Origin of the sequence: Phycicoccus sp. Soil803 (genome assembly GCF_001429685.1) — a bacterium.
Lineage (GTDB): Bacteria > Actinomycetota > Actinomycetes > Actinomycetales > Dermatophilaceae > Pedococcus.
Window position 1 is genome coordinate 3,430,458 of the sequence record NZ_LMST01000001.1, and the last position, 26,675, is coordinate 3,457,132.

A 26,675-nucleotide genomic window follows, 5' to 3' on the forward strand; every position below is an offset into this window, starting at 1 on the left:
ACTACCGGATATCCGGTAGTTCCCCTCCCAACAGGAGCGCTGTTTGCGGTTAGGGTCAGGCGGTGCCGGGGCCGGGTCCGCGACGGAACCGTCCGGGGCCCTCGGCGATCGCGACCACCTCGAAGGGCTCGATCAGGGTCGGCGCAGAGCCGATGATGCCGCTGCCCGCCGACTCGGCGGCCGTGGCGGAGAACTCGCGCTGGAAGTCGTCGCGGTAGACCTTCTCGTCGAAGACGTAGGTGCCCTCGAACCACCGCCCCTCGACCATCCGCCAGGTCTTGAAGGCGAGGCCGTCGAGGAACATGAACTTGGCCATCGAGGTGCCGACGACGTAGTCGCGCAGCTCCTGCTCGACGCCTTCGGGGGCGGACTCCAGGGACCAGCGCACGCTCAGTCCGTATCCCGCGTTCATGTCATCTCCTCCAGCCAGGTGAGCAGCAGGCGGGCACCGAAACCCGTCCCGCCCTTGGTGAGGAGTCCGCGGTCGACGTCGGAACGACCCACCCCGGCGATGTCGAGGTGTGCCCAGCGTCGCGCGCCCACGAACTCGCGCAGGAACAATGCTGCCGAGATCGAGCCGCCACCGCCTCCCATGCCCGCGATGTGGTTGATGTCGGCCACGTCGCTGTCGAGGTTGGCGCGGTAGTCCTCCACCAGCGGCATCGGCCAGAGCAGCTCGCCGGTCGCCTCCCCCGCCGCCACGAGCGCACGGGTGAGGCCGTCCTCGGTCGCGTAGACCGGGGCCATCGACCGACCGAGCGCCACGCGGGCGGCGCCCGTGAGGGTGGCGATGTCGAGGAGCACCGTGGGGTCGAGGCGCAGGTCCGCGTAGGCGAGGGCGTCGGCCATCACGATCCGCCCTTCCGCGTCGGTGTTGCCGATCTCGACGGTCCGGCCGCCGTACTGGGTGACGACGTCACCGGGCCGGTATGCCGCGCCGCCGACGCCGTTCTCGGCGAGGGCCAGGAGCCCGGTCACCTTCACCGGCACCGCGAGCTCACGGCAGGCGGCCAGCACCGCCAGCACGATGCCGGCGCCACTCATGTCGGTCTTCATCGCCAGCATGCCGTCGGCGGGCTTGATGTCGAGGCCTCCGGTGTCGAAGGTGATGCCCTTGCCGACCAGCACGACCCGCGGCGTCCGGGTAGTGGCACCTTCGGGTGCGTAGTCGAGCTGCACGAGGCGCGGAGGGGTCGCGGAGGCGGCGCCGACCGCCAGCAGGCCGCCGAAGCCCTCTGTCTTCAGCTCACGCTCGGTCCAGACGCGCACGTCGAGCCCACTTCGGCCCGCCAGGGTCCTGGCCTGGGCGGCGACCCAGGCGGGGTTCTTGGTGTTGGAGGGGACGACGGCGAGGTTGCGGGCGAGCATGGTGGCGCGGGCCCGCACGACCGAGTGCCGCACGGACGGCTCGTCGTAGGAACCGACGAGGGCGACCTGCGCGGCAGGGGTGGAGGCCGGCGTGGCGTCGTCGCGGACCCACCGCGGGCTGGAGTAGCCGCCGAGGGCCAGACCCTCGGCGAGCGCCGCCTGGCCGGCCCGGGACGTGCCACCGCCGACCGTCGTCACCAGCGCCGCGTGACCCTTGCCTGCTCGGCCGAGCGCGGCACCGGCAGCGCGCAGGTCGGCAGCAGTGGCAGCGGCCACCCCCACCAGGAGCACCTTGCGGGCTGGACGCTCGCCCGGCGGGAGCGGGATGGTCGTGACCGACCCGGCCTCGGACCTGGGCTCGTAGGTGGCCGACACCTCGACGGCGTCCAGGCCGACCAGGGCCAGCGCCTTGGCGGTCGCCCCCGTCGGGCGCACTCCCCCGGTGGGCACCGGGAGGGCCAGCAGCAGGTCGACGGGGTCGAGGTCGGCCAGGACGTCGGCCAGCGGCTCTGCCGAGATGGTCCAGTCGCTGGCTGCGGGGTCGAGCAGTTCGGGTGCACGCACGGACTCGACCCTACCCACCTGCCTCTCGCCCGCGGCATACCCTGCACGCGCGAGGACCCCCGCCGGCAGCTGCCGATGGGGGTCCTCGAAACGTGCGGTGGGGACTACTTCAGGCCCTCGCAGTTGGTGATCGCGTCGCCGAGGGCGCGGACCTCGTCAGGAGTCATCTCGACGACGAGTCGGCCGCCACCCTCGAGGGGCATGCGCAGGACGATGCCGCGACCTTCCTTGGTCACCTCGAGCGGGCCGTCGCCGGTCCTCGGCTTCATTGCCGCCATGAGTGTCCTTCCGTTTGGCGTGGTCTGCTGCTGGCCACGCGGATCCACGCCAGTGCCTGTGATCAGTCCCGCGCGCGCCAGATTTGCTCCATTATCCCGTGAACCACCTCACAGGCGAAATCCGGGTCCGACGACGGTCCGGCAGGATGACGGCATGACCGACACGACCACCGACGCGACCACCCAGCCGAGCTCCCTCGTCCTCGTCGAGCGCGACGGCGGGGTGGCCACGGTCCGCCTCAACCGGCCCGAGTCGATGAACTCCCTGGACATCGCCACGAAGGACGCGCTGGTCAGCGCCCTGACGGAGGTCGCCGAGGACCCCAGCGTGCGCTGCGTCGTCCTGACCGGCAGCGGTCGCGCCTTCTGCGTCGGGCAGGACCTGCGTGAGCACATCACCCTCCTCCAGAACGACGACCCCTCGCTCTGGGACACCGTGGCCCGGCACTACAACCCCGTCGTCGAGCTCCTGGCGACGATGAACAAGCCGGTCGTCGCGGCGGTCAACGGGGTGGCGGCAGGCGCTGGGGCCGGGTTCGCGCTGGCGGCCGACTTCCGGGTGATGGTCGACACCGCCGGCTTCAACCTGGCCTTCGCCGGGATCGCCCTGTCGTGCGACTCCGGCACGTCGTGGTCGCTGCAGCGGTTCGTCGGCCCCGCGAAGGCCAAGGAGCTGTTGCTGCTCCCGCGCACGGTCCCCGCCGAGGAGTGCCTGTCCCTGGGCCTGGTCACGACCGTCGTCCCCCCGGACGAGTTCGACGCCGCGGTGGGTCAGCTGGCCACCAGGCTGGCCGCGGGGCCGACGCTCGCCTACGGCTCGATCCGCCGCGCCGTCGCGTTCAGCGCCGGTCACGGCCTGAGCGACTCACTGGCCAACGAGGGTGACTACATGACGCTGACCGGCGGGACGGCCGACCACCGCGCGGCCGTCGCCGCGTTCCTCGCCAAGGAGAAGCCGGTCTTCACCGGCGAGTGACCCCTCCGCGACCGCGTCTGTTGGAAGTGGAACTACCGGATATCCGGTAGTTCCACTTCCCACAGACGCACAGTCGTCTGGTCAGGGTGGGGCGGAGGCCCAGGGCGTGTAGGTCAGCAGGGTGCAGGTGAACCAGAAGAGCCCCACGAGGAGCACCAGAGCGACCACGCCCACCCGCCGTCGCCAGTGCGCCACGACCTTGGCGCCCGTGGACGTCCGCATCGCCACGGAGGCCACCACGGCCGCCAGCGGGAAGTCGAGCAGCAGGAAGCGCCACATGCTGGTGATCGGGCGCACCACGGCGAGCAGGTACAACGGGTAGGCCAGCGCCCAGACCCGCAGCTCGACCGCCAGCCACCGGCCGTGCCGACCGAGGATCAGCGCGATGTAGGTCGCAACCAGCCCCACGAGGATGACCACCCCGACGAGGCCGTGCGCGTCCCAGGCCCAGGACAGCCAGAGCACGAACGGGCCGGACTCCGGCTTCTGCCCCCACGCGGCCTGCACGTCGAAGAACGCCCTCGGCAGGCCGCTGGTGATGCCGACCACGACCGGCCACGCGACCGACGAGACGCCGGTCGCGACGAGCATGAGGGCGGCCGTCACCCGCTGGCCACGCAGGGGTGACACCCCTGCCGCGCGGTCGTCGCGCCACCGCAGCACGAGGTGGGCGATCGCTGCGCACGCGATGCCGGGCGCCGCCGCCCGGGTGAACCCGAGCGCGAGCACGAGGACGACGACCCAGGCGTAGCGCCGCTGCATCAGCAGGAGCAGCGACCCGGCGATCAGCACTCCGGCCAACGCCTCGGTGTAGGGCATCACGAGGATGCCCGTGGCCGGGTAGAGGCACCAGAGCGCGCCGGTCACGAGGGCGAGGCGTTCGCGGGCCGGCTGGGGTGAGGCGTGCAGCGCGAAGTTGAAGCAGCGCCAGACCAGCAGCGTGCAGACGGCACCCAGCACGAGGTTGAGGCCCACCCCGGCCACCTCGAACGAGACGCCGGTGAGCATCAGTCCGCGGACCAGCAACGGGAAGGCCGGGTAGAAAGCCCACGCGCTGTAGGTCAGCAGGCCCGTGTCGGGGTCGGCCGGCAGGGGGACGGGGTAGCCCTGGGTCGCGACGCGTCGGTACCAGATGCTGTCCCAGTTGCCGAGGATGTCGCCCACGGTCGGGTCGAGGTGGCCCACCCCGGCAGGGGTCTGGAACCACGTCGCGGCCACCCACATGGCGACCAGCGCGATGACCCGGGTCACGGCATACACGAGGAGCAGGAAGACGACGGGACGCCGCAGTGCCCACTTCCCCACTGCGCTGCGCCCCTGGGAGGTCACGACGGCGCGCAGCCCGGTCACGGTCACGGCGGGTAGTCCGAGGGTGGCACGTAGACAAGCAGCTTCCAGATCCACATGGCCTGCCCGGCGATGCCGATGGCGACGAGGAGGCTGACCTTCGTCCAGAGGTGGCGGGCTCCCCGCTCGACCCACGCCCCGCCGAGGACCACCGCGACCAGCGGGAAGAGCGGGATGGCGTAGCGGAAGATGCTCGTGAACGGGTCGAGGACGACGGCGAGGTAGGCCGGGTAGGCCAGGCACCAGGCGCGCAGCTCGGGGCCCAGCCTGGTCGCCCAGGGGCCACAGGTGAGCACGATGATCGTGGTGGCCAGGGCAGCGAGGGCGACGGGACCGTAGACGTCGCCCTTCGCGAAGTCGCGGAAGGTCCACTGGGACATGCCCAGCCACGGCTTGAACGGAGTGATGACGTTGCCGACCCGCCAGGCCGCCATGGTCTCGGTGTAGGCACTGCGCACCCCGGTCACCTGCCAGGCGATCAACGGCCACGCCACGGCACCGACGGCCGAGGCGACGAGGGCGAACGCCCCGGCGGCGTACTCACCGGGCTTGATCGGGTCGACGGCGCGACGACGCCAGCGCAGAAGCAGCACCAGCGCCACGACGACCGCCACGGGCACGGCGATCGGTCGGGTCACCCCGAGCACGAGGGCCAGGGCGCCGGTCACCACCCAGTTGCGTCGCACCAGCGCCCAGAGCAGGCCGCAGAGCACCAGCATGGCGATCGCCTCCGTGTAGGCGATCTGCAGCGAGACGGCTGCGGGGAAGGCTCCCCACACCGCGACGGTCCCGAGCGCCACCCGCGGGCCGACGCGGTCGGCCAGCAGCTGACCCATGATGAGCGCCGCCCCCAGGCCACAGAGCAGCGAGAGGGTGGCGGCCACGACCGGGAAGCCGAGGTGCGTCACGGACATGAGCATCCGCGCCAGGATCGGGAACAGCGGGTAGAACGCCCAGGCGTTCTGGGACACGTGACCGTTGCCGGGGTCGACCGGCAGGACGTGCGGGTAGCCGTGCTCGGCGATGTAGCGGTACCAGCTGCCGTCCCACAGCACGGTCATGTCCATCGGCTCGACGGTCGGCCCGGTCCAGTCGGGCATGACGACCTGGTCGCGGCTGGCCAGGACGAGCAGCACCGCCGACACGGCCCGCAGCGCGAGGTAGACCACCGCCACCCTCACACCGAGGGTGCGCATCATCGGGCTCCGCCCGCCCGGTGGCAGCCGGCCAGGTGGTCGTCCACGAGCCCGCAGGCCTGCATCGCGGCATACATCGTCGTGGGGCCGACGAAGACGAAGCCGGCCTTCTTCAGCGCCTTGGCCAGCGCAACCGACTCCGGCGAGGTCGCCCGGAAGTCCGCCGTCGTCTGCGGTGGGGTGTGGTGCTCGGGCGCGTGCGACCAGACCAGCTCGTCGAGCCCGCCTGCCTCGCGCAACGCGAGCACCGCTGCGGCGTTCTTGATCGCGGCGTCGACCTTGAGCCGGTTGCGGACGATGCCGGTGTCGGCCATCAGCCGGGCCCGGTCGTCGTCGTCGAACCGCGCCACCACCTCGGGGTCGAACCCGGCGAAGGCTGCGCGGAACCCCTCGCGCTTGCGCAGGATCGTGATCCACGCCAGGCCCGACTGGAACGCCTCGAGGGTGAGCCGCTCGTAGAGGGCTCGCTCACCGTGGACCGGCACCCCCCACTCGGTGTCGTGGTAGTCGAGGTAGTCGGGCGTCGACCCCGCCCAGGCACAACGCGCGATGCCGTCCGCGCCGACGACGAGTCCGCTCACCGCCGTTCCTCCGAGCCCGCCGACTGCGCTCGCTGCTCGGCGCGCGCCAGCATGGCGTCGATCGCCCGACCGTAGAGACGTTCACTCGCGCGGGTCAGCAACGGCGCGAACAGCCGCTTGAACGGCAGCGGCCTCACCACGACGTCCTCATGCCACTGCAGACGGGTGCCGGCCCCCTCCGGTTCGACCAGGACCTCGGCCCAGCCGCCGAGCAGCCGTCCCGTCTTGACGACGCGGAACGAGCCGCGCCCGTCCTCACCCGGAGGCACCCACGCCGACACCAGCATCGAGTCGGAGAACCCCACGCGCCCCACTCCGCTGACCCCCGTGAAACCCCAGCCCAGCCGGGGTCCGCCCGGGTCGACCCGCATGCGGGTCAACGGCATCCAGTCACCGTATGCCGCGAAGTCGGTCACGACGTCCCACACCATCGCGGGTGGCGCGGCGCACAGGCGGGTGAGGTGGAAGTCGGCCATGGGGTCAGCGGTGCTGGTCCCCGGCCTCGAGCTCCGCGATCCTGGTCTGGAGCTGGTCGAGCACGGCGTCGACCTGGTCCATGCGGTAGCCACGCAGGGCGGTGTCGAAGCGCACCGCTGCGATCTCCCCGGCGCCGAACTCCTCGGACAGCACCGGGTCGGCCTGGGTCGTGGTGGCTTCGGACAGGGGGTCGTAGCCGACCCGCCCCACGATGAGCGCGGCGAACCCCCCGACGAGGAGCACGCCGACGGCGATGAAGAGGACCCAGATCACCGGCCGATCGTCGCACGAGTTGCTGACGACGACCTAGTCAGCCCGCCGTACCGAGGTCACGGACGTCGTCGTCGGACTGGCTGATCGCGGTGCGCGTCAGCATCTCGACGAACTGGGGGACGTCCTCGGGGGCGAGGCGCAGGGTGGCCCGGCACACGGTGTCCTGCCAGATCGACAGGACCACCCGACCGGACTCCGGGTGACCGGAGATGCGCAGCGTGCGACCAGCGACGTCCCGACCGACGATGACGTCACCATGACGCGGCAGCGGCGAGATGGTCACGCACCCATCATCGGCCGAGCGGACCGGTCCCGTCCATCCCCCGATCTCCGAGTCGTGGGCCTGAGGACGCGCCAGGGCGGGCCCGGACGCACGACTCGGGGGTCTACTCGGGGCGCTTCGGTGCGACGTCGTCGTCGGCCTCGGTCACGAGCCGGACCGCCTCGTCCACGTCGTCGGTGAGGTGGAGCAGGTCGACGTCCTTCGGGCTGACGGTGCCGGCCTCGAGGACGGTGCCGCGCAGCCAGTCGAAGAGGCCGCCCCAGTACTCGGTGCCCATCAGCACGATCGGGAACGACGTGACCTTCTGGGTCTGCACCAGCGTCACCGCCTCGAACAGCTCGTCCAGCGTCCCGAAGCCACCGGGCAGGACGATGAACCCCTGCGCGTACTTCACGAACATCGTCTTGCGGGCGAAGAAGTAGCGGAAGTTCACCCCGAGGTTCACGTGTTCGTTGAGTCCCTGCTCGAACGGCAGCTCGATGCCGAGGCCGACCGACGCGCCCCCGGCGTCACGGGCACCCTTGTTGGCCGCCTCCATGGCGCCGGGCCCGCCACCGGTGATCACGGCATACCCCTGCTCCACGAGGCGACGCCCCACCTGGGTGGCCAGCTCGTAGAAGGGGGTGCCGGGCTTGGTGCGCGCCGACCCGAAGACGCTCACGGCGGGCCCGAGCTCGGCCAGCGCCCCGAAGCCCTCGACGAACTCGCTCTGGATCCGCATGACGCGCCACGGGTCGGCATGCACCCAGTCGGTCGGGCCGCGGCTGTCGAGGAGCCGCTGGTCGGTGGTCGTCCCCGGCACCCGCGAACCACGCAGGGTCACCGGACCCGTGTGGTAGTCGAACCCGGGATAGTCGTCGTCGCGCTCGGTGGCGCCGGAGGTCTGCGTCTCGTCGGTCACGGAGCCAACCTACGCGAGCGGCACGGGCCGCCTGCGCGGACCGTGGTCGCTAGGGTCGATGGCGTGGAGACCACCTTGCAGGACACCACCGTCCGACGGCTGCGTGACATCGCCATCGACCGCCAGCGCACCGGTCGGGTGCCCGGCCTCGCGGCAGCCGTCGTCCGCCACGGCGAGCTCCTGTGGTCCGACGGGGTCGGCACCGTCGACGTGGCCACCCCCCGCGTGCCCGGCCCGGACGACCAGTTCCTCGTTGCCTCGAACACCAAGACCTTCACGGCCGTGCTCGTGATGGCGCTGCGGGACGAGGGTCGGCTCGACCTCGACGACACCCTCGACCAGCACCTGCCCGAGGTGAAGCACCGGGCGACCGTGCGTCAGGCCCTCTCCCACGCGACCGGCCTGGCCCGCGAACCACTGGGCGACGTCTGGGAGACCCTCGACCAGCCCGACGCCGCAACCCTCGTGCGCGACTTCAACTCGATCGAGCGCGTCGGTCGGCCGCACGACCACTGGCACTACTCCAACGTCGTGTATGCCGTGTTGGGCCAGCTCGTGGAGCGCCTCGACGGCCGCGCCTGGGAGGAGTCGCTGAAGGCGCGGATCCTCGACCCCCTGGGCATGACCCGCACCACCGTGGGCTTCGACGACGGACCCCGGGCGACCGGCTACCACGTGCAGCCGTTCCACGACGTGCCCCGCGTCGAGCCCGTGGTCGACCTGCGGGCGATGGGTCCGTGCGGTGCCCTGGCCAGCACCGTCACCGACCTCGCGAAGTGGTCCGGCTTCGTGGCCGACCCCGACTCCGCCGTCCTCTCGCCCGACACCCTCGAGGAGATGTGCCAACCGCAGCTGATGGTCGACCCGGACGACTGGGGCGGTGCGATGGGACTGGGCTTCTTCCTGATGCGCTCGCCCGGCAAGCGGACCTGGGTCGGGCACACCGGAGGGATGCCGGGCCAGGTGACCGGGGTGTTCACGCACCGCGAGAGCGGCACCGGCGGGATCGTCCTGATGAACAGCTCGTCCTCCCCCGACCCTGCTGCCTTCGCGATCGCCCTTGGTGAGCACGTCCTCGAGCACGACCCCGCGGAGGCCGAGCCGTGGCGGCCGGGCACCTCCGTGCCCGACGACCTGGCTCCCCTGCTGGGCCGGTGGTTCTCCGAGGGGTCCGGCTACACCTTCTCGGTCCGCGAGGGCCGGCTCGAGGCGCGGGCCGACAACGCACCGTCGGACCGCGCTCCGTCGGTCTTCGAGCGCATCGACGACAGCACGTTCCGTACCGTCTCGGGTCGCGAACGCGGTGAGACGCTGCGGGTCACCTACGACGCCGACGGCGCGGTGGTGAAGCTGAACTGGGCGACCTACCTCGTCAGCCGGGCGCCGCTGGGGTTCGGCGAGCCGCTGGACGGGTGACGCCGCGCCGGGGCCGGCCCCGGCGGCATACTCCTCGTGCCTGGGCGGCGCCGCATCCGGCGCCGCGGCGTCAGGCGAGCCAGCGCAGCAGCGCGGCCTCGGCCGACTCGAGCTGACCCACCGGCACCCGCTCGTCGTCGTGGTGGGCGAGGTTGGGGTCACCCGGCCCGAAGTTCACGGCGGCGATCCCCATCCCGGAGAACCGCGCCACGTCGGTCCAGCCCTCCTTGGCGATGACCGGCACCGCGAGCGCGTCGACGAAGGCCTTGGCTGCTGGCAGGTCGAGGCCGGGGCGGGCGCCGGGAGCGTTGTCGAGGCAGAGCACCTCGTAGCCCTCGAACAGGTCCTTCACGTGGAGCAGGGCCTCGTCGGCGGACTTGTCGGGGGCGTAGCGGTAGTTGACCGTGATGACGCACTCGTCGGGGATGACGTTGCCGGCGATGCCGCCGCGAATGCCGGTGGCGTTCATGGCCTCGTGGTAGTCGAGCCCGTCGACGGTCACGGTCGAGGTCTCGTAGGCGGTCAACCGGGTCAGCACCGCGGTCGCGTCGTGGATGGCGTTGCGGCCGTTCCACGGACGGGCCGAGTGGGCGGCGACACCCTTGACCGTCACGTCGACGCGCAGGGTGCCCTTGCAGCCGCCCTCGACCTGGCTGGCCGTCGGCTCCAGCAGCACCGCGAAGTCGGCGTCCTCGATCAGCTCAGGGCGCTGCTGCTGCACGTGGAGCAGGCCGTTGAACTGGCTGTCGATCTCCTCGCCCTCGTAGAACACGAAGGTGAGGTCGCGACTTGGCTCGGCGACCAGGGCCGCCTTGAGCTGGACCGCCACGCCACCCTTCATGTCGACGGTGCCCCGGCCCACGAGGTCGTCGCCGTCCCGCCGGGTGGGCAGGTTGGCGGGCGCCTTGGTGAGCGGGACCGTGTCGATGTGGCCCGCGAGGACGACCCGTTCGTCGCGACCGAGCTCGGTGCGGGCGACCAGGGTGTTGCCGATCCGCGTGACGGCCAGGTGCCCGAGTGGGGCGAGCGCCGCCTCGATGGCGTCGCACACGGCCGCCTCGTCGCGGCTCACTGACTCGATGTCGCACAAGGCCGCCGTGAGGGTGACGATGTCCGCAGACAGGTCGAGGGCAGGAGTCGCGGTGGTCGTGGGGTTCGCCATGCCCGCCACCATATCCACCGTGAGCGAGCGCGCCGACCGGCAGTCGGACCTGGCTCGGGCACCCGACCGCGTCTCGTAGGCTTGACCCATGAGCAGCGCACGCACGGCCTGGGGCCACGGACTCGCGACGATCCACGACAGTGGCGCCGTCCTCGACACCTGGTACCCACAGCCCGTCCTCGGCGACCGGCCGGCAGACGCCGCGGCTCCGGCCGAGCTCGACGCGCTGGTCGGCAAGGATGACGTGCGCAAGGTCCGACGCGAGGTGGTCACGACCGAGATCGACCTCGACGCCGCCCCCGTCGACCCGGCCGACGCCTACCTGCGCCTGCACCTGCTCTCCCACACCCTCGTCGCCCCCAACACCATCAACCTCGACGGGCTGTTCGGCGTGCTGGTCAACGTCGTCTGGACCACCCAGGGGCCGTGCGCGGTCGACGGTTTCGAGCTGACCCGGGCCGGTCTGCAGGCCAGGGGGGCGGTGCAGGTCCTGGGCGTCGACAAGTTCCCGCGGATGGTCGACTACGTGGTGCCCGCCGGCGTGCGGATCGGCGACGCCGACCGCGTCCGCCTTGGCGCCCACCTCGCCCCCGGGACGACGGTCATGCACGAGGGCTTCGTCAACTTCAACGCCGGCACCCTCGGCCACTCCATGGTCGAGGGTCGGATCAGCCAGGGCGTCGTGGTCGGCGACGGCTCCGACATCGGCGGAGGGGCCTCCACGATGGGCACCCTGTCGGGCGGCGGCACCGCCCGCGTGAGCATCGGCGAGCGCTGCCTGCTCGGGGCCGAGTCCGGCCTGGGCATTGCCCTCGGCGACGACTGCGTGGTCGAGGCTGGCCTCTACCTCACGGCCGGCACCAAGGTCACGCTCACGGACGGCCGGGTGGTCAAGGCCCGCGAGCTCTCCGGCCAGTCCAACCTGCTCTTCCTGCGCAACTCGGTCACCGGCACCGTGGAGGCGCGCGCACGTGACGGTCACGGCATCGTCCTGAACTCGGCCCTGCATGCCAACGACTAAGCGCGGCGGCGTCGTCCTCTCGGAGCAGCGTCCCCCTTCGCGGACCCGCAAGCTCGTCACCCGTCTGGTGCTCCTGCTGTTCGTCGCCGGTCTCGCGGTCGCCGGCGTGGTCGGCGCCCGCGGGCTCGTGACCAACTTCGGCAGCCCGCGCTGCCAGGCGACCGCCGCCGGTGCGAGCGTCGACTTCGACCCCAGCCAGACGGCATACGCGGCGACGATCGAGGCGGTCGCCGAGAAACGGGGGCTGCCCGCGCGCGCCGCCACCATCGCGATCGCGACGGCAATCCAGGAGTCCAAGCTGCGCAACCTCAAGTACGGCGACCGCGACTCCGTCGGGCTGTTCCAGCAGCGGCCGAGCCAGGGCTGGGGCACGGTCGACCAGATCCTCGACCCGGTCTACGCCACCAACAAGTTCTACGACGCGCTGGTGAAGGTCGACGGCTACGAGCACATGCGGATCACCGAGATCGCGCAGGAGGTGCAGAAGAGCGCCTACCCCGAGGCGTACGCCGACCACGAGACCGAGGGCCGGCTGCTCGCCTCGACCCTCAGTGGCCACTCCCCCGAGGGCATGGGCTGCCGGCTCGACGACGCCACGTCCGGCGACCCCGCGGCGCTGAAGTCCGCGCTGTCGAAGGAGCTGGGCGTCAAGGCCACGGTGAGCGGTCGCACCCTGACCGTCGCGGCCGTCTCCCAGCGCGCGGCCTGGAGTGCCGGTGCGTATGCCGTGGCGAAGGCCTCGGTGCACGGCGCGACGTCGGTGCAGGTCGGGACGCGGGAATGGACCCGGACGCGCAACTCCTCCGGCTGGGAGTGGCACGACGCGAAGAAGCAGCGCGGCACGGCCAACACCGTGACCGTCACCTTCGCCCCCTGACCCCCAGGTCTGACGAGGAACCTTTGCTAGCAAAGGTTCCTCGTTCGCGGACAACCTGCACGCTATCCGGGAACGAGGTTCCTGCGCTGAGTCGTGATGCCTCCGCGGGTTGTCCACAGGGCCTCGAGGGTGGTCCCCGCATTTCTGACACCCTCGCGACATGGAGCTGCACGACCTCGCTCAGCACGACCTCGTGTCCGCGGCCGCCGCCAGGTCGATCGGGCTGGATCCTTCGGGGCTACAACGGCTGGTCAAGACCGGTGCGATCCGGCGTGTGATTCGAGGTTGGTATGCCGTGCGGACGCCTGGTCGGAGCCGTGCACCGTGGGAAGGTGCGGACGACTTCGAGACGGCCCGGCTGGAGCATCGCCTGTTGACCGTCGCCCTCCTGAAGTCATTCGAAGGGCGGGTGGTCGCCAGCCACCAGTCTGCCCTGGTGCTGCATGGTGTCCCCCTGTGGCAGGCAGACCTGAGCACCGCCCACGTCTGCCGGACGAGCACGAACCACACGCGGCACAGGCCGTCGGCCGTCATCCATCCACCTGTGCCAGACCAACCCGTGAAGACTGCGGAGGGATTCCAGACTGTTCCCGTGGCCCAAGCCGTCGTCCAGGTCGGCCTCTACCCCGCCGACGACTCTGGACGCCGACCGAGCATGGACAGCCTTATCGCGGCCGACTTCGCCCTGCAGCAGGGGTTTCTCTCACGGGACGCCCTCGACAATGCCCTCCGCCAGCACACCCATCATCCGGGCATCCCGGGCGTCCGGGCGCTCCTCAAGCACGCCGACGGACGCCATGAGTCTCCTGGTGAGACACGGCTTGCCCATTCCATGCGCCAGCTCGGCTTCCAGTTCACTCCGCAGGCATCCCTCCCGGGTGGGCGCGGCTACCGAGGTGACTTCCTCCTCGACGAAGTCCCCGTCGTCGTCGAGTTCGATGGACTGGGGAAGTACGTGTTGGCCACAGCCACGGCCGCATCAGGCACCGTTGCCGCAGCACGGCAGAACCTTGCCGCGGAGAAGCGCCGAGAGGAGGACGTCCTGCGAAGGTCCAACCACGAGTTCGTCCGGTTCACCTGGCACGAAGTGGGAAACCTCGCGCTCGTGCGTGACCGAGTTGGGGCGGCCGTGGCACGCGCGCGGCTGCGCCGACCCGCATGACCGGTCCGGCGGCATACCTCGGCGCACGAAGGCCACGACCCACCACAGGTAAGTCAATCGCGGACAGGCCGCAACGTGTCCCTGATCGAGGAACCTTTGCTAGCAAACGTTCCTCGGAGCAGCTGGGCGCGGGGTGGGTCAGCGGGTGGTCATGGCCACGTAGTCGCGTTCGGTGGCACCGGTGTAGATCTGGCGCGGACGCCCGATCTTGGTCTGCGGGTCCTCGATCATCTCGCGCCACTGGGCGATCCAGCCGGGCAGCCGGCCGAGCGCGAAGAGCACGGTGAACATCCGCTCGGGGAAGCCCATCGACTTGTAGATGAGGCCGGTGTAGAAGTCGACGTTCGGGTAGAGCTTGCGCTCCACGAAGTAGTCGTCCTCCAGCGCCCGCTGCTCGAGCTGCATCGCGATGTCGAGCAGGGGGTCGGAGACGCCGTCCTTGGTGAGGATCTTGTCGGCCGTCTTCTTGATGATGGCGGCGCGCGGGTCGTAGTTCTTGTAGACCCGGTGGCCGAAGCCCATCAGCTTGACCCCGTCCTCCTTGTTCTTGACCTTCTTCACGAAGGTGTCGACGTCGCCGCCGTCCTGGTGGATCGTGTTGAGCATCTCCAGGACTGCCTGGTTGGCGCCACCGTGCAGCGGCCCGAACAGAGCGTTGATGCCGGCCGAGACCGACGCGAACAGGTTGGCGTTGGACGAGCCCACCAGCCGTACCGTCGACGTCGAGCAGTTCTGCTCGTGGTCGGCGTGCAGGATGAGGAGCAGGTCGAGCGCCTTGACCATGTCCTCGTCCATGTCGTACGGCTCGGCCGGGAAGCCGAACGTCATGCGCAGGAAGTTCTCCGGCACGGACAGGGAGTTGTCGGGGTAGAGGAACGGCTGCCCGACCGACTTCTTGTAGGCGTAGGCCGCGATGGTCGGCAGCTTGGCCAGCAGGCGAACCGTGGAGATCTCCACCTGCTCCTTGTCGAACGGGTCGAGGCTGTCCTGGTAGAAGGTTGAGAGCGCGGACACCGCGGATGACAGCACCGGCATCGGGTGGGCGTCGCGGGGGAAACCGCCGAAGAAGGCCTTGAGGTCCTCGTGCAGCAGCGTGTGGCGCCGGATCTTCTGGTCGAAGTCGTCGAGCTGGGCCTGGGTGGGCAGCTCGCCGTAGATGAGGAGGTAGGAGACCTCGCTGAAGGTCGACTTCTCGGCGAGCTGCTCGATCGGGTAGCCGCGGTAGCGCAGGATCCCCTCGTCGCCGTCGATGTAGGTGATGGCGCTGCTGCACGATGCGGTGTTGACGAACCCGCTGTCGAGCGTGACGTTGCCGGTCTCCTTGAGGAGCTTGGAGACGTCGTAGCCGTTGTTGCCCTCGGCAGCCTTGACCAGGGGGAGGTCGAGGGTCTTGCCCCCGGCCGTCAGGGTGGCGCCACCAGTTGCGTCAGTCATGCGAAATCCATCCTCCAACGTGATGCGGGCGCCCGGATCCGTGTCCCACCGGGCGCTTCCCGCGCACTGCGACGCTACCCCACCACCACGGGCCTCAGGGAATCGACCCGACTAGCCCGCGAGACGCTCGGCCGCTGCGGCGATGCGCTCGTCGGTGGCGGTGAGGGCGATCCGCACGTGCTCACGACCGGCTTCGCCGTAGAAGCTGCCGGGCGCCACGAGTATGCCGCGCGCGGCCATCGCGTCGACGGTCGCCCAGGCGTCCTCGCCCCGCGTCGCCCAGAGGTACAGGCCCGCGTCGGAGTGGTCGACCCGCATCCCGAAGCCCTCGACGGCGGCCCGCAGCGTGGCGCGCCGCGCGGCATACCTGGCCTTCTGCTCGGCCACGTGGACGTCGTCACCGAGGGCGACCGTGAGGGCCTGCTGCACCGGCCACGGCACGATCATCCCGGCGTGCTTGCGGACCTCGAGCAGCCGTCGCACGAGGGCCACGTCGCCGGCGATGAACGCGGCCCGGTAGCCGGCGAGGTTGGACTGCTTGCTCAGCGAGTAGACGGCGAGCAGGTTGTCGTGGCTACCGCCGCAGACCCGCGGGTCGAGGATGCTCGGCGTGGTCGGCGAGGAGCCGTCGCGCTCGCCATCCGGTCGCCAGTCGAGCTCGGCGTAGCACTCGTCGCTGGCCACGACGACGCCGTGCTGGCGCGCCCAGGCGACCACCTTGGCGAGGTGGTCGATGCCGAGCACCCGCCCGGTCGGGTTGCTCGGGCTGTTGAGCCACAGCAGCTTGGGCGTCGTGGCGGTAGTCAGCGGGCCCAGCGCAGCGAGGCCGTCGACCACCTGCGGCCGGGCCCCCGCGAGGCGGGCACCCACGTCGTAGGTCGGGTAGGCCACTCCGGGGAAACCGACGATGTCGCCCTCCCCCAGCCCCAGGAGGGTCGGCAGCCACGCGACGAGCTCCTTCGAGCCCACCGTCGGCATGACCCCGTCGGGGTCGAGGTCCGGCACTCCGCGGCGGCGGGCGAACCAGGTCGCCACCGCCTCGCGGAGCGGGGGCGTGCCGTAGGTCTGCGGGTACCCCGGCGCGTCAGCGGCAGCCCGCAGCGCCTCCTGCACGACCTGGGGCGTGGGGTCGACGGGGGTGCCGACCGACAGGTCGACGATGCCGCCACCGGGCCCACCGGACGAGCCGGGCACACCGACAGCGAGACTCGCCCGCTCCTTGTACGGAGCGAGCGAGTCCCAGGGAAAGTCAGGCAGAGCGCGCGGGCTCACACCGCTCACTCGTCGTGGACCTGCGGCGGCAGGTCGGCGATCAGCGGGTGGTCCTTCGGGATCAGGCCGAGCTTGGCCGCACCGCCCGGGCTGCCCAGGTCGTCGAAGAACTCGACGTTCGCCTTGTAGTAGTCGGCCCACTGCTCGGGGGTGTCGTCCTCGTAGTAGATCGCCTCGACCGGGCAGACCGGCTCACACGCACCGCAGTCGACGCACTCGTCGGGGTGGATGTAGAGGGACCGCTCACCTTCGTAGATGCAGTCGACCGGACATTCCTCGATGCAGGCCTTGTCCTTGAGGTCCACACAAGGCTGGGCGATCACGTACGTCATGCCGCACATACTATGCGGCTCATGTCGGCCGACGTCAGCAACCTCCCCCTCGGGTCCCGAGTCGTGGTCAGGTGGCGGCTGGCGGCCCCCGATCCGGCGACCGGCGCGACCCTGACCGACGCCGTCGGCACGCTCCTCGCGCGCGACGCCGAGACCGTCCGCGTCGAGACGTCCCGCGGCGTGGTGACGATCGAGCGCGCACGGGTCACGGCCGCCAAGGAGGTGCCGCCGAAGCCGTCGCGGCGGGGCGCGGCCCACCTCGCGCTGACGATCGAGGACCTGCAGCGGGTGATGACGCCCGCCTGGGGCGCGGTCGAGCGGGCGGCCGTCGGCGACTGGGCGTTGCGCGCCTCCGCCGGCTACACCCAGCGTGGCAACTCCGTGGTGCCGGTCGGCAGCCCCGGCAAGCCCCTCGCCGACGCCGTCGCCGACGTCGAGGCCTGGTATGCCGCGCGCGGACTCCCAGCCAAGTTCGCCCTCGCCGGGCCCGAGGGTTTCGACCCCGCCGACGACCCGTTGGGCACGCTCCTGCTCGGCCGGGGCTACGTCGTCGGCAGCCGCACCCTGAACCTAACGGCCGCCCGCGAGACCATCGCGGCAGCCGATCCTGGCGGCCCGGCGGTGACCATCGGCAGCGAGCTGACCCCACAGTGGCTGGAGGCCTACCGGCTCACCCGCGCCACCGTGCCGGGCGCCACCGAGGCGGTCCTCCGGGACAGCCCGCGAGTGGTCTTCGCCAGCATCACGCCCGGCGGAGGCCTGTCGCAGCAGCTCGGTCTGCGCGCGGCGGATGCCGCAGGCACGACGCCGATCGCGTTGGCACGCCTGGGGATCGGCGCGGGCTGGGCCGGCCTCGGTGCGGTCTGGACGGACCCGGCATACCGAGGTCGCGGACTGGCCGCGCACCTCACCGCAGCCCTCGCAGCGCACCTGCGCCAGGAGGACATCGCCCTCATCCACCTCCAGGTGGAGCACGACAACGACACCGCGATCCGGCTCTACCGGCGGCTCGGCTTCGACGTGCACTCGTCGTACGCCTACCTCACCCAAGGCTGAGGGACCGGGGCGTCGCGGTCCCGGGCACCGAAAACCTGCTGGCGTGCAGCCCGCCGCACCGGCCAGAGTGACGCCATGACGTCACGCATCTCGCACACCAGCATCGACTCCCGCAACGCCTACGAGCAGTCGGTCTGGTGGTGTGGCGTCCTCGGCTTCTCCGAGGACCCTCGCGACCCCAACCTCCCGGGTCACGAGGAGTGCATGATCTTCTCGCCGGACGGGCGCCAGCGGGTGCTCTTCATCGAGGTGCCGGAGGGCAAGTCGGTCAAGAACCGCGTGCACTTCGACCTCTGGCCGACCGACCGCACCATGAACGAGGAGGTCGAGCGGCTGTTCGAGGCCGGCGCCACGCTCGTTCACGACCTGCGCGACCAGCACGGGCCCGGCACCGGCTGGGTCACGCTGGCCGACCCCGAGGGCAACGAGTTCTGCGTGCTGCGCAGCGAGTCCGAACGACCGGACCCCTACGCCCACCTCGTGAGGTAGCCGCAGGGGTCCGGACTGTCCGGGCGGCGCCGACCGGTGGCGGCCGGAGGAGCGGCCGGGCGTGGCTGCGGTCAGGCTGCCGAGACCGACGCGTCGGGCACGAGCGTCCCACCGGTGCGTGACACCCGTGGCTTGCCGGTCCAGTTGCCACCCATGCCCATGACCAGGTTGACGTAGGCGGTGCCGCCGGACACCGAGACGACCGGGACCGACTCGGGAGTGGCGCTGGCGCGGTTGGTCCAGGTGTTCGTCAGCAGGGCGGTGCCGCCCTGGACCATGACCAGGCCGGTGTCCCTCTGGTCGGTGAAGTCCGACGGACGGGCCATGCCGAAGTTGAGCTTGGTGTTGGTGAACGACACACCGCCACCCTTGACGACGATGAGGGCACCCATGGCCGGGTCGCCGGCGTTCTGGCCCTCGACGACGCAGTCGGAGAAGTCGAGACCACCCTGCTGGGAGTCCGGGCCCTCGACGAGGATCGCGCGGGACCCGCCACGCGCCGTGAGGTAGAGGTGGCGGACCGCGGTCTTGGACAGGTTGGAGAAGCGCATCAGGTAGCGGCCAGCGTTGGCGCCCTGCCACCCGTAGTTCATGTCACCGGCGACCCACAGGAAGTTGTCGGAGCCCCGCAGCGAGAACTGCGTGTCCTGGACCGCGACACAGGTCCACGAGCCGCGCGTGGTGACCAACGTCATCGAGAACGGGTCTGCGGGGGTGCCCAGGACGTGCTTGAAGCCGTAGAACGAGAGCGTGTCCAGCGTGGTGGCGTAGGACGTGCCCGCGCTGTACGGGTGGTGGTAGAACTGCGTCACCGCGTTCGAGGACTTGAACGTGATGCCCGCGACCATGACGTTGTAGGTGGTCTGGGTACCCACGAGCCAGGAGCTCGCGCCGTTGCCGCAGTTGAGCGTCACGTTGCACTGCGGGAGCGCTCCGGCCGTGTTGGCGATCTCGGGGTTCTGCCACCCGACGTTCGGGCCGAGGATGCGCAGGCCCGAGAACGTGGTGCGGGTCTGGCTGAACGTGTGGCTGCGGGGAGAGAGCCGGATCGGTCGACGCGGGCTCGAGTTCCGAGCCACGTCGAGCGCCGCGGTGAGCTTCTGGTCGTCGGTGCCGCTGAACGAGTCGAGGAGGATGTCGTCCTCGCCCGACGCCGTGGCCGCCGACGCTGAGGTCGTTCCGTTCAGGACGGCGGCCCCCGTCGTGACGACTGCGGCAGCGCCGAGGCGCTTGAGGATGGTTCTGCGGGGGGTGGGCATGCTTCTCCTTCGGCCCCGGGGGGAGGGGGCTCTGGCTACGGGGGTGGCTCGCCGAGGGACGGCCCAGCGAGCACCGACCAGCACCAGTCACGCCATGCGGCACGACTGGTCACTGAAGGCGGTGGCGTCCTCGAGGACGCGCTTCCGACGGCCACCTCCCTGCAGGAGGCTCCGGACACCGGTCCAGCGGTGTGGATTCCCACACGCGGATCGATGAGGCAGGAGACTACGCAACGGCACGGCGCCCGCGAAATCTCGTCCGCGGTAGCTGTGCGCAAAATCAGGACATTCGGGACACCACAACCTCCGGCCAGGTGGCGGATCGCCGACGGTGCCAAGCGACGGACAACCCGCTGACCAGCGACGTCACGACCCGATACGTCCGACACGCCCGCAACGTCGGAAGCCCGACAATGGTGGGGAACGCGCGGCCGTCGCCGTCGCTGGGCCATGCCTTGGCCGAGCCGCTGCTAGCTGGTCCTGAGTGACTGGTCCGCGACGAGGGTCCCACCGGAGGCCTTGGCGAGAGGCTTGGTCGCCCAACCGGAGCCGCACCCGATGACGGTGCTCACGTAGGCTGTGCCGCCGCGGACGTCGACGACCGGGACGGTCTCAGCGACCTGCGTCGACGTGCCGGGCTTGTTCGCCTTGTTGACCCAGACGTTGGCGATGAGCGCGGACCCGCCGAGCACCATGATGTAGGCGGTGTCGGCCTGGTCGGTGAAGTCCGACGGTCGCGCCATGCCGAAGTTGAGCTTGATGTTGGTGAAGGACGCCTGCCCCTTCGTGACGATCAGCGCGCCCATCGCCTGGTCGTTGGCGTTCTGGCCCTCGATCACGCAATCGCTGAAGTCCAGGCCGCCTTGGGCGGTCGCCTCGACGAGGACGGCTCTTGAGCCGCCGCGGGCCGTGAGGTAGAGGTGCTTGACAGCGGTCTTCGAGAGGTTGCTGAAGCGCATGAGGTACCGACCCTGGTTGGCGCCCTGCCAGCCGTAGTTCAGGTCGCCGGCGACCCACAGGAAGTTGTCGGACCCGCGCAGCGAGAACTGGGTGTCCTGGACCGCGACACAGGTCCACGAGCCGCGCGTGGTGACCAGCGTCATCGAGAAGGGGTCGGCCGGGGTGCCGAGGACGTGCTTGAAACCGTAGAACGACAGCGTGTCGAGCGTCGTGGCGAAGGACGTCCCGGCGCTGTAGGGGTGGTGGTAGAACTGCGTCACGGCGTTCGAGGACTTGAACGTGATGCCCGCGACCATGACGTCGTAGGTGGTCGCGGCCCCGACGAGCCACGAATTGGCACCGTTGCCGCAGTTGAGTGTCACGGTGCACTGCGGGAGCGCGCCGGCGGTGTTGGCGATCTCGGGGTTCTGCCACCCGACATTGGGACCGAGGATCCGCAGCCCCGAGAACGTGGTGCGGGTCTGGCTGAACGTGTAGCTGTGTGCGGACAGGCGGATGGGCCGGCGCGGGTTCGAGTTCCGCGCCAGGTCGAGTGCAGCGGTGAGCTTCTGGTCGTCGGTGCCGGTGAACGAGTCGAGCTGGATCTCCTCGTCGCCCACGGCCGCCGACGCAGTCGTCCTCCCGGCAACTGCGACCCCCGTCGTGACGACGGCGGCTGCGCCGAGGCGCTTGAGGACTGTTCTGCGTGTGGACATCAGGTTCTCCTTCGGCCCCGAGGGGGCACTGGGTACAGCAAAGGGTTCGCTGGCGCGCGCAGAAGCGGCGACAGACGATGTCGATCCTCACCAGGTACAACCCCGAGGGTGTACTGATCGCTCGGAGTCTGGGAGCGTCGCGACGGCGGCATTTCCAGGCGGCCGTCCCCCTGCAGGAGGTTCCGGAGCACCGTCAGGCGTGTGGCGTTCCACACGCAGATCGACGTTGCCGACAGTAGCCGTACGCAACTAAAGAGTCGAACCATCCTTGGTGGCACAACCCGTCAAACTCCGGGCAAATCAGACATTTGGGGATAGCTCACGTGGCGGATGACCGACGACACGTTCATGACGAATGTCCCTGACCTGCCACGACACCCGCACCCGTGGGTCATTTAGCCCTCGGCGGAGGGCCGCCACCCCCCGACGACCCCGAACGGGTCAGTTGGCCTTCGGATGGGTGCAGGTGACCTTGTCTTCGGGGATGTAGTGCGTGGTGAAGGTGGATGACCGGATCGTCTTGCCGGCCTTCTTGAAGATCCGCGTCACCGTGACGTCGAAGCCGGTGCTCGGGGACTGGGTCACGCACCCGGGCTTGTCGTCCACGATGGTCTTCGGCTGCACGACGTTGCGCCGCGGGCTCTTGACGCTCTCGATGTCCCACACCTTGGTGCCGTGGAACGTCACCGTCACGGACCCGTTGGACACGAAGGCCTGGATGAGGATCCCGTAGCCCGTGTCGTTGGTCCACTTCTGGTCGACGTCGGGCCAGGAGATCGTCGCCTCGCGACCCTCGGGGTAGCGCGAGATGTAGAAGCTGTGCGCGAGGTACTCGTCGATCCGGACGCCGGAGAAGAACGCGGCGTTGAACGTCGTCGTCGACAGCTGCGAGATGCCGCCGCCGTAGTCGGTCGTGAGGCGACCGTTGTTGATCACCGGGGCGGGGTTGTAGCCCTTGGCCGCAGTGCGCTGGCCGAGCACCTTGTTGAGGCTGAACTGCTCGCCCGGGCCGACGTAGGTGCCGTTGAGGGTGCGCGCCGCGATGGTGATGTTCTCGGTGCGCGGCGGGTTGTACGGGAAGTACGTGGTGAAGGTCGAGACCACCTCGCGCGGCTTGATCTTCTCGGCCTCGGCCGTGGTCAGCTTGGGCTGCAGCACCGCGGTGGTGACGGTTGCGGTGCGGGTCGACGAGGTCAGGGCAGGGACGAACGTCGACACCACCGACTTCTCGTCGAGGGTCGCTCCGGCCGCGGACGGCACCACGACCGGCGTGGTCCCCCTGAAGGTGATCTTGGCGTCACGGGGCTTCGCCTCGAGTCCCGCAGCGGAGGCCGACTTCCGCACTGCCGCAACGAGTTTGGCGTTGTCGATGGCAGGAGCGAGCTTGCCGGCCGGGTCAGGCTTCATCGCCAGGGCAGGCGCGAAGGCCGCTGGCGGCACGGCGAAGGTCTTTGCCGCCACCTTGACCGTGACCGGCGCGGACACCGCGGGCGAGGCGAACTCTGCGACCGCACGGTCCACCTCCTGGGCGCTGACCGCGGGGGCGACCCGGTCGACCTGCGGCGTGATCGGCGTGGTGCTCGGCCACCGGGCCGCGACCTCGTCGGCGGTCTTCTCCAACGACAGGGTCGCCCCCTCGACCGGCTCGACGACCTTGACCTTGCCGGCCGGGAAGGTCACCGATCCCTGGACGACCTTCGTGTCGAGGGTGGCCTCCGCGCCCCGGAGCGCGGCGAGCAGCTTGTCGCGGTCGACCCTGATCTCGAGCTTCTCGGCGGACCCGCCGGACAGGTTGTTCCAGACGTCGGCGGGGTTGAGGCTGAACCCGGAGAGCCCGTCGACGGTGCCCGCGTAGTCGATCGCCAGACCGGCGGCCCTGGGGTCGAGCTGGAAGGTCTTGTCGCCAGCCTGCAGCGTGACCTTGGCGCCCTCCCGCGAGGCGAGCGCGCGGCGCAGGGTGTCCTCGGCGGACTTCGGAGCCATGCCTCCCACGGGCACCCCGGCGACGGTGGAGTTGGAGGGGATGTGACGCCCCAGGAACCACGCCATGCCGAGGTAGCCGGCCAGCAGCACCGCGACGGCGATGCCGAGGCGCAGCCCGGCTGAACCGCTGTCCTTCACGGGCGGACTCCCATCACTTCAGCGCCTGGTATCGGCTTCGGTAGTACACCAGCGCATCTGCGGGGTGCTCGGTGCTCGCGAGCGAGACTACTTCGCCGACCACGATGCTGTGGTCACCGGCGGGGTGAACTGCCGTCGTCCGCACCTCGAGGGTGGCCAGTGCGTCGTCGAGGAGGGCGACTCCGGTCGCGCCCCCGCGGTGGTGGGCGATGCGGTCCAGCTGCCCGTGCAGCGGCCGCCCCTGGGTGGAGAGCCACTGGGCGACCGGTCGCTGGTCGGCGCCGAGCACGCTGACGCCCCAGACGCCCGAGTCGACGATCGCGTCGTGGAACCGTGCGTCGACCTCGACACAGACCAGCACCAGCAGCGGGTCGATCGAGACCGACGTCAGCGCGTTGGCCGTCATGGCGTGGTCGTGCCCGGCGCTGAAGGTGGTCAGCACCGTGACCCCGGTGGCGAACCGGCCCATCGCCAGGCGGAACTGGTCGCCGTCCACGGGCGGGAGCGGTGTCCCCGGTGCCACGGCACCCGGGACGTCGTCGGCACCCACCGGGAGCGCCGCGTCGGCGGGACTCATCGGTCACCGCGCAGGAGATCGGTATGCCGCCCGCTCGCCTGCGTGTCGGGCGGTGCGAGCCGGCCGGTGGTCGGGTCGAGGCGGGAGAAGCCCTCGCGCCCCGGGATCCGGGCGGCGATGTCGTTGGAGAGCGCGTAGGCGTCCCCGGACTCCGCCACGGTCACTTGCGTGACGTGTTCGCGCAGGGCCGCGGCCTGCACGGGCACCAGCTCCGGGCTGACCACCTCGTGCGTCACCAGGTCGTCGGCCACGACCGACGGTGGGTAGTCACCGTCCGGGTCGGGGAGCTCCCAGCCGGTGCCGGTCGGCGGGTGCTCGGCCAGCCACACGCGGTCCTCGCGCGCCCACGACTCCGGCACCAGCACGGCATACAGCTCCGGGCGCTGCTCGGGGGGCAGGGAGGCGACCGCCGCGCAGGTGACGCGGTGGGTCTGGATGTGGTCCGGGTGGCAGTAGCCACCGTGCTCGTCATAGGTGACCACGACGGCCGGTCGCACGCGCCGGACGACGTCGGCGACCAGGGCCGCCGCTTCGTCGACGTCGGCGTTCACGAAGGCGTCGGGGTTGGCCGCGCTGGGGGTGCCCGCCATGCCGGAGTCGCGGTAGCGCGACAGGGCACCCTCGGCGAGATCCGCCCCGAGCACCTCGTGGGTGGCACCGAGGACGGCCATCGCACTCCGCAGCTCCTCGAGGCGGTGGGCGCCCAGGGCGTCGTCGTGGGCCGCGTCGAGGTGCCGCAGCCCGGGCGGGATGACCTCGCCCTCCTCACCCAGGGTGCACGTGAGCACGTGCACGCGGTAGCCGTCGCGCACGTAGCGGGCCATGGTCAGCCCCGCGGTCAGGGTCTCGTCGTCCGGGTGGGCATGGACGAACAACAGGCTCTCGGGCTGGGCGCTCACGTCGCTATTCCACACCCAGGGTCGCGAGGTCGACGAACCCGCCCAGTGCCTCGTTGGCCGACAGGCCCGTCACCGAGCTGCCCGCTACGAACAGGGACCTGCGCTGGGCCAGCGCCACGAACACCCCACGCTCGGCCAGCGAGGCGTCGAGCCGGCTCCAGGCATCGGCGCGGGCGGTCGCGTCGGACAGCGTGCCGATGCGGGTGATCTCGGCGTTGACCGCGGGGTCCGCGAAACCACCGAAGTCGCGACCCTTGCCGCTGTCGGACAGGTTGAGGCGGCTGTCGAACAACGGGGGGATGACGGTCGAGGCCGACGGCCACGCCGGAGCCCAGTTCGCCCAGAAGACGTCGGTCTGCGCGGAGCGGGCCGGCCTGGACACCTCCGCGAAGTAGTCCTTCTCGATCGGCTGGAGGGAGACAGTGAAGCCGGCGGACTCCCAGCCGTTGACCAGCGCGGCCATCGCCTTGTCGGCGGTCGGCGTCGAGCGGTAGGACACCCGGATCTGCACGGGCAGCGTCAGGCCCGACTCCTGCAGCGCCGCCTTCGCCGCGTCCGCGTCGCCCGTCGGGCCCGCACCCACCGGGTCGGAGTCGGTGTGCCCGGGCAGCGCCGGACCGATGAGGGAGTAGGCCTCGGTGGCCGCGCTGGCCCCGCCCAGGGCGTTGACGTAACCCTCTCGGTTGGTGGCCAGGGCCAGGGCCTGGCGGACCTTGGCGTTGCGCATGACGCCCGTGCTGATGTTGGGCGCGAGGTAGTCGACGAACTGCGCGGACGGGTTCACCGAACGGGCCTTGAGGGCGGTGTCGGTGAGGACGTGCTGCTGCATCGCCGGCGGCGCGGAGTCGAGCGTGACCGCTCGACGGTGGACGCCGGAGTCGTTGATGACCTGTTGCACGGCGGTCTGCGACTCGGTGCCCTCCACGTAGTCGATGGAGGTGGGCTTCGCCAGCCGGATCGGGTCAGAAGCCTTGTCCCAGCGGGGATTTCGCTCGAAGGTGCCGCCCGCACTCGGGTTCCAGGCGTCCTTGAGCTGGTAGGGGCCGTTGGAGAACACGGCATACGTGCCGTCGGGGCCCTTGTCCTGCGACTGCTTGACGGGCGCGAACACCGGCAGCGCGACGACCTGGTTGAAGTCGGCCATCGGCGTGCTGAGCCGGAACGTGACCGTCGTGCCTTCGCAGGACACCGCTTTGTCGAACTCCGCCTGGCCCTTGGTGTCCTTGACGAACGGCCCGGCGTAGAGGGACGACCCGTCGGCCTTGCGCGGGATGTCCAGGTAGGCCAGGGGGAAGTTCAGCCCCTCCGACGCGAACGGGTCGGCGAACGACCGCGAGACGCCGTAGCGCACGTCCTCGCAGGTGACCGGCGAACCGTCCTGCCAGCTCACGCCGTCACGCAGCGTGAAGGACCACCGCTTCAGCGTGGAGTCCACGGTGCCGGCGGTGGTGGCCAGGTCGCCCTCGACTGCTCGCTGCCGGGCGGCATCCGCGCCGGCGGGGAAGGCCGTGAGGGTGCGGGTGAACACTCGGCCCGCGAACGCGATGTCCTGGGGGGTCGAGATCCGTTGCGGGTCCCAGGTGGCCACCGGTCCCAGGGACAGGACGGTCAGCTGTCCGGCCGGGCCGGCCTCACTCGACCCGTCGCTCGCGACGCCGGTGCAGGCCGACACCGTGAGCGCAGCTGTCGCTGCGCCCAC

The 26,675-nt window shown here is 70.6% G+C and carries 27 protein-coding genes; 7 read left to right on the forward strand and 20 right to left on the reverse strand.

Features of this window, described 5'->3' with window-relative positions; genetic code table 11:
* Positions 1-55: 55 nt before the first annotated feature.
* From ASG95_RS15895 to ASG95_RS20960, 3 genes are all read right to left on the reverse strand, one after another.
* A complete protein-coding gene (locus ASG95_RS15895; protein ID WP_057378091.1) occupies positions 56-412 on the reverse strand; it encodes a hypothetical protein in 357 nt (118 codons plus the stop codon).
* A complete protein-coding gene (locus ASG95_RS15900) occupies positions 409-1,932 on the reverse strand; it encodes a M17 family metallopeptidase (protein ID WP_057378092.1) in 1,524 nt (507 codons plus the stop codon). Before ASG95_RS15900 ends, ASG95_RS15895 begins: the two co-directional genes overlap by 4 nt.
* 104 nt (positions 1,933-2,036) lie before the next feature.
* A complete protein-coding gene (locus ASG95_RS20960; protein ID WP_082592686.1) occupies positions 2,037-2,210 on the reverse strand; it encodes a DUF3117 domain-containing protein in 174 nt (57 codons plus the stop codon).
* A gap of 154 nt (positions 2,211-2,364) precedes the next feature.
* Between ASG95_RS20960 and ASG95_RS15905 the strand changes: the two genes are divergently transcribed.
* A complete protein-coding gene (locus ASG95_RS15905) occupies positions 2,365-3,186 on the forward strand; it encodes an enoyl-CoA hydratase/isomerase family protein (protein ID WP_057378093.1) in 822 nt (273 codons plus the stop codon).
* Positions 3,187-3,267: 81 nt separating this feature from the next.
* Here ASG95_RS15905 and ASG95_RS15910 read toward each other — a convergent pair whose 3' ends face one another.
* The 7 genes from ASG95_RS15910 to ASG95_RS15940 all read right to left on the reverse strand — a co-directional run bounded on the left by ASG95_RS15910 (position 3,268) and on the right by ASG95_RS15940 (position 8,244).
* Positions 3,268-4,542 carry a hypothetical protein gene (locus tag ASG95_RS15910; RefSeq protein WP_056923907.1) on the reverse strand — a complete coding sequence of 425 codons (1,275 nt, stop codon included), beginning with the start codon at positions 4,540-4,542 and terminating at the stop codon, positions 3,268-3,270.
* Positions 4,539-5,729, reverse strand: a complete 1,191-nt coding sequence (locus ASG95_RS15915) for a hypothetical protein (RefSeq protein ID WP_157582160.1) — start codon at positions 5,727-5,729, stop codon at positions 4,539-4,541. Before ASG95_RS15915 ends, ASG95_RS15910 begins: the two co-directional genes overlap by 4 nt.
* The gene (locus ASG95_RS15920) at positions 5,729-6,310 is read right to left on the reverse strand and encodes a DNA-3-methyladenine glycosylase I (RefSeq protein ID WP_057378095.1); all 582 of its coding nucleotides are present in this window, start codon (positions 6,308-6,310) and stop codon (positions 5,729-5,731) included. Before ASG95_RS15920 ends, ASG95_RS15915 begins: the two co-directional genes overlap by 1 nt.
* Positions 6,307-6,786 (reverse strand): SRPBCC family protein, encoded by a 480-nt coding sequence (locus ASG95_RS15925; protein WP_057378096.1) that lies wholly within the window; start codon positions 6,784-6,786, stop codon positions 6,307-6,309. The genes ASG95_RS15920 and ASG95_RS15925 overlap by 4 nt, the downstream gene beginning before the upstream one ends.
* Before the next feature lie 4 nt (positions 6,787-6,790).
* Positions 6,791-7,060 carry a DivIVA domain-containing protein gene (locus tag ASG95_RS15930; protein WP_056923911.1) on the reverse strand — a complete coding sequence of 90 codons (270 nt, stop codon included), beginning with the start codon at positions 7,058-7,060 and terminating at the stop codon, positions 6,791-6,793.
* A gap of 37 nt (positions 7,061-7,097) precedes the next feature.
* Positions 7,098-7,343: a hypothetical protein gene (locus ASG95_RS15935; protein WP_057378097.1), complete on the reverse strand. Its 246-nt coding sequence runs from the start codon at positions 7,341-7,343 to the stop codon at positions 7,098-7,100.
* 103 nt (positions 7,344-7,446) lie between these two features.
* Positions 7,447-8,244 carry a TIGR00730 family Rossman fold protein gene (locus ASG95_RS15940; RefSeq protein ID WP_082592688.1) on the reverse strand — a complete coding sequence of 266 codons (798 nt, stop codon included), beginning with the start codon at positions 8,242-8,244 and terminating at the stop codon, positions 7,447-7,449.
* Positions 8,245-8,307: 63 nt separating this feature from the next.
* On the opposite strand from ASG95_RS15940, the gene ASG95_RS15945 reads away from it, so the two are divergent.
* The gene (locus ASG95_RS15945) at positions 8,308-9,660 is read left to right on the forward strand and encodes a serine hydrolase (RefSeq protein ID WP_057378098.1); all 1,353 of its coding nucleotides are present in this window, start codon (positions 8,308-8,310) and stop codon (positions 9,658-9,660) included.
* Between the two features lie 70 nt (positions 9,661-9,730).
* Here ASG95_RS15945 and dapE read toward each other — a convergent pair whose 3' ends face one another.
* Complete coding sequence (gene dapE / locus ASG95_RS15950; protein ID WP_057378099.1) at positions 9,731-10,822, reverse strand: succinyl-diaminopimelate desuccinylase; 1,092 nt, start codon at positions 10,820-10,822, stop codon at positions 9,731-9,733.
* 88 nt (positions 10,823-10,910) lie between these two features.
* Here dapE and dapD point away from each other — a divergent pair, with 88 nt between their 5' ends.
* The 3 genes from dapD to ASG95_RS15965 all read left to right on the forward strand — a co-directional run bounded on the left by dapD (position 10,911) and on the right by ASG95_RS15965 (position 13,882).
* Entirely contained in the window at positions 10,911-11,843 is a 933-nt protein-coding gene (gene dapD, locus ASG95_RS15955; RefSeq protein ID WP_057378100.1) for a 2,3,4,5-tetrahydropyridine-2,6-dicarboxylate N-succinyltransferase, read from the forward strand.
* Complete coding sequence (locus tag ASG95_RS15960; RefSeq protein WP_082592690.1) at positions 11,830-12,720, forward strand: hypothetical protein; 891 nt, start codon at positions 11,830-11,832, stop codon at positions 12,718-12,720. The genes dapD and ASG95_RS15960 overlap by 14 nt, the downstream gene beginning before the upstream one ends.
* Positions 12,721-13,093: 373 nt before the next feature.
* Positions 13,094-13,882 (forward strand): hypothetical protein, encoded by a 789-nt coding sequence (locus tag ASG95_RS15965; RefSeq protein WP_157582166.1) that lies wholly within the window; start codon positions 13,094-13,096, stop codon positions 13,880-13,882.
* A 138-nt stretch (positions 13,883-14,020) separates the two neighbouring features.
* Here the strand turns inward: ASG95_RS15965 and ASG95_RS15970 are convergent, their stop codons facing one another.
* The 3 genes from ASG95_RS15970 to fdxA form a co-directional block, all read right to left on the reverse strand.
* Positions 14,021-15,316, reverse strand: coding sequence for a citrate synthase (locus ASG95_RS15970; RefSeq protein WP_056923916.1), 1,296 nt, complete (start codon positions 15,314-15,316; stop codon positions 14,021-14,023).
* Positions 15,317-15,427: 111 nt separating this feature from the next.
* On the reverse strand, positions 15,428-16,588 hold the full coding sequence (gene dapC / locus ASG95_RS15975) for a succinyldiaminopimelate transaminase (protein ID WP_157582169.1): 1,161 nt from the start codon (positions 16,586-16,588) through the stop codon (positions 15,428-15,430).
* A gap of 5 nt (positions 16,589-16,593) precedes the next feature.
* Positions 16,594-16,920: a ferredoxin gene (fdxA, locus tag ASG95_RS15980; RefSeq protein WP_056924243.1), complete on the reverse strand. Its 327-nt coding sequence runs from the start codon at positions 16,918-16,920 to the stop codon at positions 16,594-16,596.
* Between the two features lie 21 nt (positions 16,921-16,941).
* On the opposite strand from fdxA, the gene ASG95_RS15985 reads away from it, so the two are divergent.
* Positions 16,942-17,976, forward strand: a complete 1,035-nt coding sequence (locus tag ASG95_RS15985) for a GNAT family N-acetyltransferase (protein ID WP_157582172.1) — start codon at positions 16,942-16,944, stop codon at positions 17,974-17,976.
* Between the two features lie 75 nt (positions 17,977-18,051).
* The gene (locus ASG95_RS15990; protein ID WP_057378103.1) at positions 18,052-18,465 is read left to right on the forward strand and encodes a VOC family protein; all 414 of its coding nucleotides are present in this window, start codon (positions 18,052-18,054) and stop codon (positions 18,463-18,465) included.
* Between the two features lie 71 nt (positions 18,466-18,536).
* Here the strand turns inward: ASG95_RS15990 and ASG95_RS15995 are convergent, their stop codons facing one another.
* The 6 genes from ASG95_RS15995 to ASG95_RS16020 form a co-directional block, all read right to left on the reverse strand.
* Positions 18,537-19,724: a hypothetical protein gene (locus ASG95_RS15995; protein WP_057378104.1), complete on the reverse strand. Its 1,188-nt coding sequence runs from the start codon at positions 19,722-19,724 to the stop codon at positions 18,537-18,539.
* A gap of 470 nt (positions 19,725-20,194) precedes the next feature.
* A complete protein-coding gene (locus tag ASG95_RS16000) occupies positions 20,195-21,379 on the reverse strand; it encodes a hypothetical protein (protein WP_157582175.1) in 1,185 nt (394 codons plus the stop codon).
* Between the two features lie 441 nt (positions 21,380-21,820).
* On the reverse strand, positions 21,821-23,500 hold the full coding sequence (locus ASG95_RS16005) for a VanW family protein (RefSeq protein ID WP_057378106.1): 1,680 nt from the start codon (positions 23,498-23,500) through the stop codon (positions 21,821-21,823).
* 13 nt (positions 23,501-23,513) lie between these two features.
* Positions 23,514-24,077 (reverse strand): flavin reductase family protein, encoded by a 564-nt coding sequence (locus ASG95_RS16010; protein ID WP_369820388.1) that lies wholly within the window; start codon positions 24,075-24,077, stop codon positions 23,514-23,516.
* The gene (gene mshB, locus ASG95_RS16015) at positions 24,074-24,976 is read right to left on the reverse strand and encodes an N-acetyl-1-D-myo-inositol-2-amino-2-deoxy-alpha-D-glucopyranoside deacetylase (RefSeq protein WP_057378107.1); all 903 of its coding nucleotides are present in this window, start codon (positions 24,974-24,976) and stop codon (positions 24,074-24,076) included. Before mshB ends, ASG95_RS16010 begins: the two co-directional genes overlap by 4 nt.
* Before the next feature lie 4 nt (positions 24,977-24,980).
* The gene (locus ASG95_RS16020) at positions 24,981-26,675 is read right to left on the reverse strand and encodes an ABC transporter substrate-binding protein (protein ID WP_057378108.1); all 1,695 of its coding nucleotides are present in this window, start codon (positions 26,673-26,675) and stop codon (positions 24,981-24,983) included.